The following is a 16,879-nucleotide window of genomic DNA, read 5'->3' as shown; positions in this document are numbered from 1 at the left end:
TTTTTATTTGTGACTATATGAAGCCCCTGATAAGAAAAAGAAGGACCAAGACGAAGTACAAACCAATACTCAAAAACGCCAACACCTGGCCTGTCATGCAGATGGCAAAAAAAAGGAAGGAATTTGTGCAGTTGGTGGTAGAGGAGAGTTATGACAACCTTCTGAATCTCAAAAGAGGGAAGTCTCTCAAAGAGGAGTTGGAGATGACGATTTTTCGCGAAAAGCAAAGAGTCAAAACCAATCCTTGGAAAGTGGACCCTGTCGATGATTACTCGTTTTGGGAGAAAATGAGTGAGGATCTCGCACAGGTAGAAAATCTCAAAGAAGCTGACAAAGACATCGCGCTCAAGAACATCATGGTCAAGATCGTCGAGCGATACAGTAATGAAATTGCAGGGCATTTCAATCCATCTCATTATAATGTGACGCGTACTTTGGTCACGATTGGGTTTGGACGTCTGCTCAATGCCGTACGTGTCAAAGGCCCTTGGTCGGTATTCAGCAATCAGCTTGATCTGGATGATAAAATCCACATCACTGGGAAGGTAGATGAACTGAGAAAGTTGGCGAAAATGGGTACGGTCGTGATGGTGCCTACACATTACAGCAACTTGGATTCTGTGTTGATCGGTTGGGTGATCCAGTTTTTGGGTTTGCCGCCGTTTATCTATGGTGCAGGATTGAACTTGTTCAATCTGAAGATATTCTCCTATTTCATGAATAGCGTCGGGGCTTACAAAGTAGACAGACGAAAGAAAAATGCACTTTACCTAGAGACACTCAAGGCCTATTCAACCATTGCCATTCGTGAGGGCTGTCACAGTTTGTTCTTCCCAGGAGGGACCAGATCAAGAAGTGGCAAGATCGAAAAAGTATTGAAGTTGGGTCTGCTGGGTACTGCCATCGAAGCACAGCGTCAGGTCTTCCAGAGTGAGGATAGTGATCAGAACAAGGTGTTTATCGTACCAGTCGCGATTAATTATCATTTTGTGCTAGAAGCGCCAAGTTTGATCAACGACTACCTCAAAAGAAAAGGGCAGCAACGCTACTATGAGGAAAATGATGAGTTTACTACTTCATATAAAATATCAAAGTTCCTCGTTAAATTTTTTACCAAAGGATCTGACATCTCTGTCTCTATTGGGGATGCATTGGACGTACTGGGTAACAATGTGGATTCAAAAGGAAACAGTTTGGATAAGAATGGTCAGATCATAGATATCAAGGACTATTTCAAATCCAATGGAGAAATCACCGAAAATCACCAGCGCGAACAAGAATACAATAGGATTCTGGGTAAGAAAATTGTAGAGGAGTTTCACAAACATAGCCGTGTTTTTTCTAGCCACATGGTTGCATATGTAGGTTTCAGAATGCTCGGTAGGATCAACAAGCACCTAGATTTGTATGGCTTACTCAGGTTGCAAGACGATGATTTGATTATCAACTATGATGCATTCAAAGCACAGTTTATTGTGATTTTGGAAGCGCTCAAGGAATTGAATGCGCAGAAGCAGGTAGGTATGGCTGACCACTTGTTTTCATTGACTGTGGACGAAATCATTGATCATGGATTGAAAAATCTAGGGATGTATCACGCCATGCTCCCGATGGTCAAGACCAAAAAAGGAGACATAGAAGTGCAGAATATGAATCTGCTTTATTTTTATCATAATAAACTGATCGGTTATGATCTCGAAAAATACTTCTAAGAAGCCAGTAGGAGTAATAGGAGCAGGGAGTTTCGGGACAGCGATAGCCAATATCTTGGCTGAAAAAAGTGATGTGCTGCTCTATGTCAGAGACAAAGAAAAGGCGAAGGAAATTTCTAGTTCTCGCATCAGTTCCAGACAGCATCTGGAGGAAAATATTAACATAACATCCTACATAGAAGACATTGGCAACCAATGTGAGGTTATTTTTCCGATCGTTCCGTCTGCCAATTTTAGGCAGATGATCAAGAGCCTGGCTCCTTCACTACGACCCTATCATATCCTGATTCACGGGACGAAGGGACTAGATCTGAATATACCAGAAGGAATCGTGCTCACCAAAGAAAATCCGCTTTCGCGTAAGCATGTGCGGACGATGAGTGAGGTGATCTTAGAAGAAACTTCTGTACTCAGAGTGGGCTGCTTGGCTGGACCCAATTTGGCCAAAGAAATTGAAGAGCGGCAACCAGCCGCAACAGTAGTGGCGAGTCACTTTGAGGAGGTGATAGATATCGGTCAAAAGCTGCTCAAAAATGACCGATTTATGGTTTATGGTAGCAATGATCTGATCGGGATTGAGTTTTGTGGTGTACTCAAAAATATCATTGCGATAGGTTCTGGAGCTGTCAGTGGGATGGGTCTGGGTGAAAATACAAGGTCCTTGTTGATCAGTAGAGGTATGGTGGAAATGATCCATATTGGCAATGCTTTGGGAGGTAATACCAAGGCGTTTATTGGTTTGGCTGGCGTTGGCGATTTGATTGCGACCTGTACTTCCAAGTTGAGTCGTAACTTCACTGTCGGGTTTCGCCTCGCTCAAGGTGAATCAATTGATCAAATCAAAGCATCCATGGAAGAAGTAGCCGAAGGTATCAATACCATTGAAATCATCAGAGAACTAGCCGAAAGTTTGAATATCCGTGTACCAATCACCGAAACACTACACAAGATTATTCATGGCAAAATGACCGTAGCAGAGTCGCATACCTACTTTATGAAATTCCCTTTCAGAGCGGAAATAGATTTTATTTAAAGTCCATAGACCATGGTCTGTAGTCGTTGGTTTCAAATTTTGAATCTTGACTCTTGATTCTCAAATCTTTCAATCTATTCCTTCCATCTTCTCGATTCTTTGTTGCAAACTCGGGTGTGAATAGTTGACGAAAACATAGGCTGGATGTGGAGTGAGGTTGCCCAAGTTGTCTGAAGTTAGTTTTTTCAATGCAGCAATCAGCGGTTGTTTGTCGTAGGTTTTGACAGCATATTCATCTGCTTCATACTCATTTTTTCTACTCAGTAGGTTCATGAGGATACCGATCACGGTGGAGATTGGAGAAAACAAAATACCGAATGCCAGTACATTGATATGGATGCTGGTTGAGTTGGCGCCTAGTGCCCATGAGATTTCCGAACTAAAGATCATTTGAGAGAGCACCCAGAGCATGAACCCAACTTGTAATAGACTCAGGATCATGGACCAAATGATGTGTTTTTTCTTGTAGTGACCGACTTCATGAGCCAATACTGCGACTAATTCTTCTTCGCTGTGATTGTTGATCAAAGTATCATAGAGGACTACTTTTTTCTTCTTTCCCAATCCACTAAAGAATGCGTTGGCCTTGGAAGAGCGCTTGGAACCATCGATCACAAAGATATTATTGATAGGAAAATTGACGCTTTGGCTATAGGCTGTAATGGCATTTTTGAGAGACCCATCAGCCAAAGGTGTTAGTTTATTAAACAGCGGGATAATCAAGGAAGTGTAGAACATATTGATGAATACCATCAGTACACTGGCAATAAGCCAAAAATAAATCCAAAATGTCTGTGTGAAAAAAGCGACCAATAGAATGAAAATCGTAGCGATGATCCCACCAACAACTATAGTGAGCATCCAACCCTTGATTTTGTCAAGAATGAAAGTCCTAGCTGTTGTTTTATTGAATCCAAATTTTTCTTCGATGACGAATGTGCCGTAGAGATCAAAAGGGATACTCATCAGGTCAGAAGCAAAATAAACGATCCCGAAGAAATACAGCGATGCGACGTATTCGACAGGAGCTATGTTGCGAATGAGGCCATCAATCCACCCAAAAACCCCAAACCACAGTAGTGCCAACATCACGATAAAACTAAAAGTTGAGCTGACGATTGAAAAGTTGAAGACTGCAGTCTGGTAGTGCTGAGATTCTTGGTACTTCTCTTGGTCGTAGATGCCTTGGAGTGATGCTGGTATTGGTTTTTTTCTACTTCTGTTGTTGAGTATGCCTAGGGTTTTGTTGAATACGAAATCAAAAACCGTGATACCAATGATGATGTATAGAATGTTGTCGCTGTTCATATTTGGTTTTCTAGATTCTGTCGTCTTGTGTACTCGATTTGTTAATGACTTTCAACTTTCTGACTCACTACACTTAGGGTTTATCCAGTACCCATTCATTTCTGCCCCAGTAGTTCCATGAGACATTGGCTAGATCAGTTTCTGGATTGATCAATGGATGGTATTCGCCACGGTTGATTTTGACTTTGCTACGGAGACAGTATACCTGAGGGTCTTTCATGCCTTTTTGGAGGTAGTCTTCTTTGAGGTGTTGGGCAAACTGCCATGCAAAATCAGGATAGGTGTTGACACGACTGATTTGTTTGTTGCTGAGGTAATCTCTTTTTTGGACATTGATTTTTTCTCCAGTCTCTCCATCTTTTACTACGAATTGACAACTACCAGATCTGTTTCTCAGCATCATACGCCAGCTCAGACGATGACCTTCTTCCCTCCAAAGTACGTCTCCAGCAATGTGTAAATGCCTCAACGGTAGGTACAGTTGCCATGCAAAATACAGTGCAAATACATAGATAATCCATGGTTGCTGTTGAGCCGGAGCTGAGTCATCCATTTTTTTATTCTTGAAGAACCATTGTCTAATTTTTTCAGGTTCAAAGAAAAAAAAGGCCAATGCGATTACCATGTAAGGGAAAATACCAATCTGAAAAACTGCGGAGTTGAACAGATTGAAAAGTATCAGTGCCGTAAATGCGTACCATCTACTTCGTTTCCAAAGCAACAAAGGCGATATCAATGCATCAAAAGCAATTCCTGAATACACGATGAAATATTGAAACCAAGGCTGAACCAACAACGGGCCAATCAAAAAGTAATCACCTTTGCGAGAAAAGGCCATATTGATGAAATCGCCAGATATCCAGCTCTCAGAAAATTTGGCTACAGATGCATAACTAAAAAAGATGAAGAACTGTAGAATGAAAAATTGCCTGTACCAGTTGGGACAGCTGCTAGGTTTGAATTGGGAGCGGTTAGAGTCCACCGACCAAAAGCCTCTGGGGTCAATCAGCACCATGTACCAGCACAGCAGCATAGCCAAATAGTAGTGATTGTTGTAGTGTGTCTTCTGCATGAAGTAGCAGCCAGACCATAGCAATGCGAGGGCTAAGGCACTCCACCTGTATCTGTAGCCGATCATGACTAGCAGACTGGCTAATCCCATCACTGCATAATAGTAATACATGCCATCACCAGAGAGTGGTTTCAACCAGTCTAGCCAGATGAATGGGAAATGCAGGTTGGGATCGACGAAAGTTTCTTTGACCCAACCCGTGGCTATGGCTCCAAATGATTCTACAGCCATCAACAAGCCAAACAGAATTCTGAACAGAACTATTGGACTGTTGTCAATGGGTTTGTAAAACTCGGCTTGTAGTTTTTGGAACATGAATTAGAACATATAAGGAACTGGACATTGCAGTTCCCTCACATTACGAGCTGGTTTTCGGGGGTCTCCCATTTTGAAGGTATATGTAATGGATACCTCATGGGCACCACCAGTAGCTATTCCAAGATTGGAAAGCGTATAATCAAAGCTGTAACCAAAGGTCAGTTTTTTCTGAGTCACCCCAAACATGAAGATCAGCGATTCAGTGTTAGAACCACTTCCTGTAGGTGTTTTGATCGGAATCCCTCTGTACCATAGACCAAATATCACAGGTTCCCATGTGAAATACACTCCTAAGTCCAATTGGTCAAACTCTCCCTGTGTTCGGTAGTTGAAGGTAGGCGACAAACTACGCTGCATACCTTTCGCAGTTTCACCCCGACGCAAACCTGATTGTAGAGGGATTCTGTATCCTCCATGAAACGACAATTTGCGGGGCAGTGGACTACCATCTCCCAAGAATGACTGGTCTGGTTCGCGTATATGGTGTACTGAGGTTCCAAACCAAATACGGTCGGAGAAGACAATGCCTCCTAGTCCAAGATCAAAATACCCTACTGTACCCGCATTGTCAAATTGCTCTGCGGTCGGGTTTCCGTTCAAACCATTAGAATCAATTTGATCCCCAAACGTTAGTCGATTGAAGTTGAGATCTCTGAGTGTGTACGAAATTTGTGCGGCAGGTCGAAAAGTCCATTTGTAATTGACTCGTACTTGATAGGCATATTGTAGGGCAATTTCTGTTGAGGTCAACCCTGCGATGCCTTCACGATCAGAGGTGATGAGCAAGCCTACACTGCTGTTTTTTTCATCAAAGTTGTAATCCACATAGGCAGAGAAGGTCTCGAAACTGGCGTCTATCGAGGGCCATTGGTTTCGGTAGTTGACACCTGCTCTACCCATCTGATTGAGTCCAGCCAAGGCAGGATTGAGATACAGTGGTGCCGCATAATACTGTGAAAACTGCGGGTCTTGCCCATAAGAATCCTTGGGGATCAATAGAATATATAAAGAGAATAAAATGAGTGTTTTTCTGAGCATTGAGATTTACCTTTCGAGACTATACCTCCAATAATAGAATCGATGCAAAATATAAAATATTGTCTCAATAATGAAGGGAATTATTTTTTGTTGACATCTATAGCATAGAAATGTCTTTTTTACTCGTTACTTGACCGAATTGACTTAATTTTAGGGAGTCTATGATGTTGAACATTGGAAAGAATCAGCTTTTTGGAACAGAAAGAATTAATCAGAAATAGGTGTGCTCTCATGGTGAAGTCCAAATGGATATTTGCGGTCGTGTTGTGTTTTGCCCAATTGAATGTTTGGGCACAGGGTCAGAATTACGCTGAGTACAATTGGTTGTTTGGAAATTCTACAACAGCCGTTATTTTCAACAAGTCGGATGCGAGAGCACAGCTGGACGATATTCAGGTCACTCCATACGGTATCGGTGGGGGTGCTGTGATCACCAATCCTGTGACGGGAGACTTGCTATTTTATACGGATGGTGAAAGAATCTATGATACCAATCATCAGACTTTGCTAGGTAACCCTCTGCTGTCAGGTAACCCAGCGATCAATCGATCTGCCGTAGTTTTTCCACTTCCATATAGTACGGGGCAATATTACATTTTCACCAACTCTGGCAATACAGGTGTGAATGAAATCCAATATACTATTGTAGATAGAACCCTCATGGGCAACGGTATCGTGGGCGAACCTCCATTGGGAGATTTGGTAAGTGCCAACCAGACAACTGGATTGACCAACCCATCTGAAGCGATGATAGTCATCAAGCAAGACATAGATAATTACTGGTTGATCACCCAAAACAGGGTTTCGTTTGATTACCGGGTGACTGCACTCAACAGTACGACAGGATTGGGTGTGACTACAAATTTTGCACTCGGTACAGTACCGCAACCTTCGTATGAAGCAGCCAGTTTTGCTTTTGATCCCATCAATGGTCGTTTGGCTGTAGCTCCCAAGACTGCCAATCGCAATGTTTACATACTAGATTTTGATGTTGCCACAGGAGGATTAACTTTCAATCGTTCGATTCTCAACTCAGGAAATAGTGATGGGGCAGGAGAGGCTGTATATGATTTGGAATGGTCTGCTTCTGGAGATCAGTTGTACATCTCTAGATTTGGAGGATCTGGGGAGTTTGGCAATTTGTACCAGTTCGATTTCAACGACCCTTTCGAAACAGTGAATTCTTTGTTGTTTCAGCCAGTTTTCAGGAGTTACGGTGTGCAGCGTGGACCCGATCAGAATATTTACCATCTCTATCAACAAACCAGTGGTGATGCCATAGAGATAGGGGTGATTTTGGAGGCGGATAGTACTTTTCACGCAGACAGTGTGACTTTCAATGTTGGGTATGACAGTTTGGCTTTTGATCCTTCAGGAGTCAATGGGCGTCAGTTTCCTTCTTTTGCTGCGCCACATTTCGAAACCTTCGATAATGTAGCTTTTGTGATGATGGATACCTGTACCAACCAGAGCACAAAGTTTTTCTCTACTGTAGAACCCACGCCTGAGAGTTATGTTTGGGATTTTGGTACAGGAGACTCACTTACGGGTCCTGCGCCAGTGTATTCTTTTCCTGGTGCAGGGACATTTCCGGTGACACTCACGGTGACACTCAATGATGTGATAGAAACCTACACCAGAATCGTGACAATCAATGAGAATGACATGATGATAGATCTGGGCATGGATACAGTCCGTTGTCCTGGAGAAGTTTTCACCTATGATGCAGGTGCAGGAGGATTGACCTATGCCTGGAATACAGGCGAAACCACCCAAACCATCGAGGTGGACACCACAGGTGTATTTTCAGTAGCGGTTCAAACACCAGGGGGATGTCTTAATTATGACTATGTACAAGTCGTGACCTATGAGGACGTCTCTCAGTTTCGCAACCAATGGTATTTTGGGGAAATGGCAGGAATAGATTTCAATGACCCGTCAGGACTCAATGGAACCACTGCCATCACAGATGCTAATTTGATGAATTCTCCGCAAGGAGCATCATCTGTCTCTGATTTGAATGGAGAACTCTTGTTTTATACCAATGGAGTGACAGTGTGGAACAAAGAGCATCAGATTATGCCCAATGGAACCAACATTGGTGGAGACAGTACTTCCATGCAAGGTGTGATGATTGTACCATTCCCGGGAGATACGACTACCTTTTATGTGTTTACTTCCGATCCTGTCTATGGAGACAATAGTTACAATATGCGCTACTCAGTGGTGGATATGAAGCGAGATTTGATGAGAGGAGCAGTGGTAGAGAAGAATATGCCCTTCTTTACAAACAGTACTGAACGAATGACTGGACTAGGAGTTGGACAAGGAGTTACATGGTTGATTACTCACGAGTTTGGCAACAACCAATTTAGATCCTATCCATTGACAGGAGCAGGGATAGGAAATCCTATTACCTCTTCAGCGGGTAGTGTTTTGAGGCTAGATGAAGAAAAGAATGCTACTGCAGAGCTACAGGTAGCCCAATCTGGTAATTACATAGCGATGGCGATCCAAGATACCAATGAAAACTACATAGAGCTATTTGAAATTGATAGTTTGGGGGTGATAGAACAAATTGCCAAAATAGATATTGAAGAGCCGTTGCCTGCTTTGATATACGGAGTGGAATTTTCGGGTGGAGCAGAGAAATTGTATGTCAGTACCAACTCCAATGGTTCTAAATTGTTGCAATATGATCTAGATAGTATTCAAGCACCCACTGCGGAGGCTGATATCATGGCAAGTAAGTTTGTCATGGGGTCAAATGCAACCTTGCAGTATGGCGCCTTGCAGACAGGATCTGATGGGATTATCTACATGGCAATTGATGGACAGACTACTGTAGGTACGATCAATAACCCTGCAAATGACGATGCGGGAGCTAGTTTTATAGAAGACGGGTTTGATCTGCAGGGCAGGACAAGTAGGTTGGGATTGCCCAATTTTGTACAGACGGTACCATTGACCGCCATGAATCCTGGTATTGCCTATGAAAATGCTTGTTTGGGTCAAGAGGTAATTTTTGATGGCTCGGGGACATCTATCATTGACAATTATTTCTGGACTTTTGATGATGGCACATTTGCCAATGTCGAGGATACAACCCATCTCTACAATTTGATCGGGGTGTACAATGTGTCATTGCGTGTGACAAATAGATGCGGATTGGATACTACGTTTTTAGAACCGGTAGAAATATTCCCATTGCCAAATGCACCTACTGTTCAAGATGCCGTCACTCTATGCAATGGCCCAGTTTTGCTAGAAGCATGGCCTACAGAGGATAGCAATTTATCCTATACTTGGACAACTGGGGATTCTACCAGACAAGTGCTTGTATCACAAGCAAGCGTGATCAATGTCTATATCACAGATCGTACTACTGGTTGTCAATCTGAACCACGTGAGTCATTTGTAGATGACACCAGCCCGATCGTCGATTTGGGGCCTGATCAATTGGTTTGTCAGGATGTGGCTTTTGGTCCCTTGAATGCTCGAAATCCTGGATCGCAATATACATGGAGTTTAGGAGGTGTGACCAATGGCAATACATTGAGCCGTCAGACTGTCGATACTAGTTTGCCTGGCGTATATGTCTATGAGGTGGAAGTAGTAGATATTTTTGACTGTGTGACCGTGGATGATATTCAGATTACTGTCCAAAATAGCCCCAATTATGATTTTTATGCCACACCTACTACGGGTTGTGGGGCAACAGACGGAGCGATTAATATCAATATTCTGGATGCGGGGAGTTTTACCTATGGACTGACTGGCCCTGTGTCCGTTTTACCATCTGCTATTACTGGACCTTCAGGAGATACGCAGATTGCCAGCAATTTGAGTGGAGGAGGATACACCATTTCAGTAACCAATATTGTAAGTGGTTGTAACAGGCCTCGTGTAGCGACTGTAGCAGACGGTGGTACTTTTACTTTGAATGCTACGCCAATCCCTGGCTGTCCAGGAGATGGGCAGTTGGACATCACGGTCAATGCTCCCATATCTGCCACAGTGGATTATGAATTGTTTGATGGAAGAGGCAATTCTGTGTTTGCATCCAATGCGACCTTAATTGCTGGAGCGTTTTCGATTACAAATTTAGATTCAGGCACTTACTCATTGGTGGTACAAGGAGTGGCAGGTGGTATTACTTGTACAGGTACTTTGGATGGTATTCAATTGGACGGAAATCCTTTGCCAGACTTCTTGGTGGATCCGCAGTTTATCTGCGGAGACGAAGGTAAGGTTGGTATACTGCCTGTGACAATTAACCCTGCTGATCCAGTGTTGTATTCATGGACAGGTACTGACATCATTGGCTCAGCACAGGGAGACTCCATCGTGGTTGGTGCGGCTGGTAGTTACTTTGTGACCGCATCCAGTACTGGTTTTTGTGATTATACGCAGGAGGTGATCGTTACACAAAATGCGCTCCCTACCGCTCAAATAGACGTGCGAGGCAATGAATGTGATGGTAGACTGACTTTGCTTGCCAATATCACCAGCCCGTTGGTTGGTAATCCTGCTTATGTCTGGAATACAGGTAGCTTGACTTCACAAATTCCAGTGATCGCTACAGGAACGTATGAAGTCAGGGTGTTAGATCAAGGGACAGGATGTGTCAACTCGGTCAGCAGGGCTGTCAATGTGTTTGACGAATTGACAGTATTCATCGCAGCTGACCCTAATTGTGATGACAATGCAGAGGTGTTTTTGAGAGCTTATGCCAATATTACCGAAGATGTGACTTTTACTTGGACAGATCTCAACGGGCAACTGTTGGATGAAAAAGGAGCCGAAATATCAATAGGTGAAAGTGGTAACTATGCTGTCAACGTATCATCCAACCTGAGTGTGTGTCAGGCAGATGCCAGTATGAATGTGACAGTGTTGCCTATCGATGCAGATCAATTGTTGCTGACACCCAGTGCGTCATTTTGTAGCCAAGATCCAGATCCAACCAAAAATCAAATCGCTTTGGATCCAGGTTCTTTCACTTCATATTCTTGGACGATAGTCAACGATACAGATGTCTTGAGTACTGATAGGGTATATATCACCAGTGAGGCAGGCGTGTATGAGGTCACTTTGGGTAATGGATTTACCTGTATCAGGGATATAGTAGAAGTATTTGACAACTGTGCGCCAATCATCCATGCGCCCAATGCCTTTGCTCCCAATGGAACAAATAATACCTTCTTTGTTTACCCTAATGATTATGTCTCTGATTTTGAGATCAAAATCTATTCTAGATGGGGAGAATTGGTTTACTACTCGACAGATATCAACTTTAGATGGGACGGATATTATCGTGGAATTCTTCTACAGATGGGGACTTATGCCTACATCATGAGCTTCAAAAGCTCTCTACAGCCCGAAAGAGGACGGATTCAACAGCGAGGTGGGGTGATGATAGTGCGTTAATTTGCTGTTTTTCAGTTTTTTACACTTTGGCATGAAAAATGAATAATACTTGGTGAAACAAACAAAAATTTCAATGGAAAAGTATTTTTCAAAGACTGTTTTATGGATTGCAGTATTGTTGTTGTCAGCTTCTTTTCAGCCAGCGCAACTCAGATTGCTGCCCACTTCACTTAAAATAACCGTATTGGATGAATTAGGTAATCCTGCAAATGGAACTAATGTTACCTTGTACGCCACCAAAGAAGATTATAGAGCCGAAATCAATCCTGTCACTACTACAGAAAAAACAGATGAGAAAGGACTGGTGGTCTTTAAGAAACTGGATGCGAAGGCGTATTATGTACATGCAATCAATGGTGACAAGAGTAACATTGGAGCAGGGGTATTGACATCACCCTTGATGGAAGGAAGAACCAACAAAGTAAACACTATCATTGAATAGGCAAGCACTCATATCAGAGATTGAAAATTATCAATCCAAGTATCCAGAAGAGATGATATATAGAGGGAGGTTTTTGGACCTCCTTTCTTATGATGATTGTTTTGAGCGAAGCTTGTTGTTTGGGCATATTACCGCCTCTGCTTGGGTGTTAAATCCATCCAAAGATGCTGTGGTACTCATGCATCACAAGAAGCTGGATAGATGGTTACAGCCAGGTGGACATACAGATGGTGATGAAGACGTTGTTCGTGTGGCCCGCAAGGAACTAGAAGAAGAAACAGGATTAAGGAATGTATTACTTCTACATGATGGAATATTCGATTTGGATATCCATCCGATTCCCGCCCGAAAGGAAGTACCTGCACATGAGCACTATGATGTGCGCTTTGTCTTTGTCACTCTGACTCCCGACGAATTGACCAAAAACGAAGAGTCCAACCAATTGGCCTGGATTCCACTGACAGACATCTCTAGCTATGTCGCAAATGAAATATCCATCATGAGAATGGTTGAAAAGTCTGCTTTGCTTTATATATGATACGCAGATTTGTGTGAGGATACAGGAGCTGTATGCTTGTTGGGGATACAGCTTATATCTATTGCCTCGATACTCCAGACCAGCGTTTTTATACAGTCCTACCAGTCTGGCTTGCCACTTTCTTGCTTTTTGGTAGCTCTGCGTTGGTTTTGTTGGATGTATTGTATTTCACTATTTTTGAGTGCTTCCAAGATCATTTTTGCCTTTTCTTCGGAGATATTCATCTCTTGTAGTTTGTCAGCAGTGCTCGGTTGAGGCGGTTGATCTGACTTTTCGTCGTTCTCTTCTCCTTCTTGTTGCTCAGGGTTTTGCTGATCTTTTTCGTTTTCCCCTTCTTTTCCTTCCTTGTTTTGTGGTTCTTGTTCTTTAGGGTCTTTTTTGTCTTTGTTCGGGTCTTGCTCGCTGTTTTGATCTTGCTTTTCTTGATCTTCAGATTCGTCTTTTTCTCCGTCTTCGTTTTTTTGATCTTTGTTATCTCCTTTTTGATCTTGTTTTTCTTGGTCTTGTTTTTCCTGATCCTGTTTGTCGTCTTGATTTTGATCGTCTTGATTCTGATCGTCTTTGTTTTGATCTTTTTGATCTTGGAGTTTTTTCTTGATCAATTCATAGTTGTACCTCGCGTCCTCATTGGCAGGGTTGGCCTTCAATGCTGATTTGAAAAATGAAAGTGCTTTTTCTAGGGTTTTTGTGTCGTTGGACAAGGCGCCCAGCTGTTGATAGGCAATGGATTTAAACTGCTGATTAGCAGACAATGTCAATTTTTGGTATTGTGCTTGGGCATTTTCGTTTTGACCCAGATGAAAATAACTGTGTCCTAGGTTGAGTTTGGCACTTTCGTCTTCTATGTGCAATGAATCCACTAAGAAGGAGAATTTTTCGGCCGAAACTTTGAAGTTACCTTTTTTGTAGGCGGCTTCTGCTTCTTTCTTTAAACTGTTGATTTTGGCTGTGTCATTCCCTCCCACACTCCATGCTACCAATAAGATCAAAAGCCAGCTTTTCATATCGTCATGGTTTTAGTTTTGACCAATACATCAAAGAGGAGGAGTACAATGGCCAAGGCCAGAAAATAGTAATATTTGTTGGCAGACACATCCATTTGTACTGTGTCACGCAATTCTCCTTCTATATCACCGATGGTATTGATCAATTTTTCTACGTCGTTTTGTTTGTCGTTGATTTCAAAATAGGTTCCATTGGTAGTCTTGGCCAGTTGTCTGAGGGAGGTAGAGTTCAATTTGGAGACTACCTCCTGTCCTTGTTTATTCTTTTTGAATCCGTTTCGGGTCATAATCTTACTTCCATAATCCGTACCGATTCCTAGTGTAAAAAGCTTAATGCCTTCTTCTTCTACTTTTTTGGCAGTGGACTCAGTGTCTTCACCAAAATCCTCCCCATCACTGATAAGAATAATGATTTTTGATTTTTGTCGGGTAATGGAATTTTCTTCATCAGAAATCTTGTCCAAGGCCATTTCTAAGGGAGGACCAAAGTCAGTGCCTGAATTGGGAACCAAATTGGTGCTTAGGGTTTCTATGAACAGGCTCAAGGCACTTTTGTCATAGGTGAGGGGACATTGAACAAATGCCTCGTTGGAAAACATGATCAATCCAATCCGATCACTATTGAAGGCTTCTACAATTTCTTTGAGTTCGAATTTTATTTTTTCCAGACGGGTTGGCTGGATGTCAAAGGCATTCATGGATTCGGATAAATCAATGCATATAAATATGTCTTTTCCAATGGATTTGATTTCTTTCTTGGTTTGCCCAAATGAAGGGCCCATCAGTGCCACGATGAATAACCCAAAATAAATGCTTCTGAGTAGAATCTTGTAGAATACACGACGGTAGCTACTTTTCAGGGCTTTGGCTGCCTTGATAGCTTTGGCTATGTAGAGCAGATAAAAGAGCCCGAATAGCAGGATAAAGGTTATTTCTAAGGTACCCAGTGTACCGTTCCATATCATAAGCAACCGCAGTTTTTAGAAGTAGACAAATATAATTATCGGTACTCCAAGGGCAAATGTTAATTAGCTATTTAACAATTTTTAGCATTTGCTATATTTCATTAAGATTGATAAACAACAGACCTGTAGGCTCAGTGCCATTTTTTTCTGCCTTATGCCGTGCTTGTTGGGTATTCTTTTTGACAAAGTTCAAACTTTTGTATTTGCTGTAGTAGCTTTTGAAGTTGAGTTTGTCTTGTACCATCCATTGCTCATAGGTGGCCAAATTGTCTCTGAATTCTTTGTTTTCCAGATTGGGGCTATTAGGAGACTCGATTTTGTATTCATTCAAGATTGCCAAGATGTACATCAACTTTTGTTGTAGTATAAAGGTTTGTTCTCGGATCGAACCAAATTTGGGCAGATCATTGAATCCAAAGGCATTGATACCTGTGGTGACTGCAGCCATGATACCGACAAAGGGGACCAGTTGCTTGGCAGTTGATCCATCATCAAAAACATTGCCACTGGCAGTATAGACTGCCAAGAACATCGACATGACCGAAAGTCCCTTTTTCAGGCTTTGTACTTTGTTTTCTCTGTCTTCCATTTGGGAGTTGATTTGAGAGAGAAATTCAATGAGTTGGACAGCATCGTCGCGGTATTCCAAATAGGTTTCGTAGGTTACTGCGGTGTTTTCGCGATGTTCTACCGTGATGGTGAATGCTTTTTGATCCACATACCCATGAGGATCACGTACGACTAGGAGCATGTCAAATTTTTTGGGTTGCATTTCTACTCCTACTACATCAAAACCAGGTGTCCAATCTATGGAGAGAAGATTGTTTTGAAAATCCCAAACCATGCCTTCTGGTGCACCGATGATGTCCACTTCTAGGTCCGAAAACAGGTCATTACCATCCTGGATAAACACTTTTTTATCCAAAGCGATCCCTTCATAGACTTTGTCATTTTGGAGGTTAAGGATTCTGGGTGGTTCATTCCTGATACTTTTTCTGATCAAGAAAGTTTTGGAGATCGTATTCGGGTTTTCAGGGCCTCTTTCGGACACTTCTACAGTGACCTCCATAGGGAAGTAGCTTCTGAGTCTGTGTAGTTCATCAGCATTGAGTTTGTATGTGAAAAGCCCTTTTTCTGACAATTTAGGGTTGCCGATTTTGCTCGGGATGATTAGTTTGTAGACCAGTGAGTCATGATCCATGTCTTGGGCGGACATGTCAATAGATAGTGTTTCTCCATCCGAAATATAATACTCATCTAGTACAGGGAATTTGAAATAGGGCAAATGATTGTTACTACTCAGTGCAAAAACCAGTACTTGCTCTGTCTTTACATGATGATGATCCGTAGCGACCACTGTCATACGATAGTATTTGTGTTTGATCTGATCTTGATTGGGAGACCATTGGATTTTGAGATTGTTCTTTTCTAACTCAATTTTTACATTATTGAGTTTTTTCAGGTCTTTGTTTTCGTTGAAATAGTAATCTAGGGTTACTTGAGTGGTATCTTTTGGGTTGCCGTTTGTGGCATTGACCTCCAAAAAGAAATCTGTCGTGGGGTTGATCCGATAAACTCCATTTTGCAGCACTGCATTGCTCTTGAGCTCGATCTGTGGTTCTTGGGTAGGTTGCTGGATGATGACAAAGACCGATTGCGCATCGACCATGACTTCATCTATGAAGAGATAAAAATTGAGAATAGCGTTGGCTTTGGAATAGTACTCAGGTATGGCCCAGGTAAATTTCCTGTTGTCATCAAGTGATGCTCCTTTGGGGGCATTGGCCAGTCTGATCTCACCTCTTGGTTGTACAGTGCCAACTAGAAACTCAATGGTTTCTCCTCGCTGTGCTTGGATAAAGTTGTTGGCAATGATGAGCTTGCTGCTGTCATTGGATTGACTAAATGATAGGTAGGAATAAATACACAGGTTGATGAATAAGAGTAATCTAATCTTTAACATGAGTCGTTTAATACAATTTTTTTCGTTCTTATTACAGTTCTCGGACAGCCATTAAG

11 protein-coding genes are annotated in these 16,879 nt (G+C 42.2%); 5 read left to right on the top strand and 6 right to left on the bottom strand.

Features of this window, described 5'->3' with window-relative positions:
- The first annotated feature begins 17 nt into the window (after positions 1-17).
- Complete coding sequence (locus tag N6H18_RS00820) at positions 18-1,712, top strand: 1-acyl-sn-glycerol-3-phosphate acyltransferase (protein WP_262309953.1); 1,695 nt, start codon at positions 18-20, stop codon at positions 1,710-1,712.
- Positions 1,690-2,745: an NAD(P)H-dependent glycerol-3-phosphate dehydrogenase gene (locus N6H18_RS00815; RefSeq protein ID WP_262309952.1), complete on the top strand. Its 1,056-nt coding sequence runs from the start codon at positions 1,690-1,692 to the stop codon at positions 2,743-2,745. The genes N6H18_RS00820 and N6H18_RS00815 overlap by 23 nt, the downstream gene beginning before the upstream one ends.
- Before the next feature lie 69 nt (positions 2,746-2,814).
- Here N6H18_RS00815 and N6H18_RS00810 read toward each other — a convergent pair whose 3' ends face one another.
- The 3 genes from N6H18_RS00810 to N6H18_RS00800 form a co-directional block, all read right to left on the bottom strand.
- On the bottom strand, positions 2,815-4,053 hold the full coding sequence (locus N6H18_RS00810) for a M48 family metallopeptidase (protein ID WP_262309951.1): 1,239 nt from the start codon (positions 4,051-4,053) through the stop codon (positions 2,815-2,817).
- A gap of 73 nt (positions 4,054-4,126) precedes the next feature.
- Positions 4,127-5,440, bottom strand: a complete 1,314-nt coding sequence (locus tag N6H18_RS00805; protein ID WP_262309950.1) for an HTTM domain-containing protein — start codon at positions 5,438-5,440, stop codon at positions 4,127-4,129.
- Between the two features lie 3 nt (positions 5,441-5,443).
- Positions 5,444-6,481: a PorP/SprF family type IX secretion system membrane protein gene (locus N6H18_RS00800; protein ID WP_262309949.1), complete on the bottom strand. Its 1,038-nt coding sequence runs from the start codon at positions 6,479-6,481 to the stop codon at positions 5,444-5,446.
- A gap of 231 nt (positions 6,482-6,712) precedes the next feature.
- Here N6H18_RS00800 and N6H18_RS00795 point away from each other — a divergent pair, with 231 nt between their 5' ends.
- From N6H18_RS00795 to N6H18_RS00785, 3 genes are all read left to right on the top strand, one after another.
- Positions 6,713-11,911 (top strand): PKD domain-containing protein, encoded by a 5,199-nt coding sequence (locus N6H18_RS00795; RefSeq protein WP_262309948.1) that lies wholly within the window; start codon positions 6,713-6,715, stop codon positions 11,909-11,911.
- A 73-nt stretch (positions 11,912-11,984) separates the two neighbouring features.
- Complete coding sequence (locus N6H18_RS00790; protein ID WP_262309947.1) at positions 11,985-12,353, top strand: carboxypeptidase regulatory-like domain-containing protein; 369 nt, start codon at positions 11,985-11,987, stop codon at positions 12,351-12,353.
- Positions 12,346-12,891 carry an NUDIX hydrolase gene (locus N6H18_RS00785; RefSeq protein ID WP_262309946.1) on the top strand — a complete coding sequence of 182 codons (546 nt, stop codon included), beginning with the start codon at positions 12,346-12,348 and terminating at the stop codon, positions 12,889-12,891. The genes N6H18_RS00790 and N6H18_RS00785 overlap by 8 nt, the downstream gene beginning before the upstream one ends.
- 98 nt (positions 12,892-12,989) lie before the next feature.
- Here the strand turns inward: N6H18_RS00785 and N6H18_RS00780 are convergent, their stop codons facing one another.
- The 3 genes from N6H18_RS00780 to N6H18_RS00770 all read right to left on the bottom strand — a co-directional run bounded on the left by N6H18_RS00780 (position 12,990) and on the right by N6H18_RS00770 (position 16,823).
- Positions 12,990-13,895, bottom strand: a complete 906-nt coding sequence (locus tag N6H18_RS00780) for a hypothetical protein (protein ID WP_262309945.1) — start codon at positions 13,893-13,895, stop codon at positions 12,990-12,992.
- Positions 13,892-14,860, bottom strand: a complete 969-nt coding sequence (locus N6H18_RS00775) for a vWA domain-containing protein (protein WP_262309944.1) — start codon at positions 14,858-14,860, stop codon at positions 13,892-13,894. The genes N6H18_RS00780 and N6H18_RS00775 overlap by 4 nt, the downstream gene beginning before the upstream one ends.
- A 91-nt stretch (positions 14,861-14,951) precedes the next feature.
- Positions 14,952-16,823: a hypothetical protein gene (locus N6H18_RS00770; protein ID WP_262309943.1), complete on the bottom strand. Its 1,872-nt coding sequence runs from the start codon at positions 16,821-16,823 to the stop codon at positions 14,952-14,954.
- Positions 16,824-16,879: the final 56 nt, after the last annotated feature.

The organism is Reichenbachiella agarivorans, assembly GCF_025502585.1.
GTDB classification, from domain to species: Bacteria; Bacteroidota; Bacteroidia; order Cytophagales; family Cyclobacteriaceae; genus Reichenbachiella; species Reichenbachiella agarivorans.
This window is presented reverse-complemented; position numbering and strand designations above follow the sequence as displayed.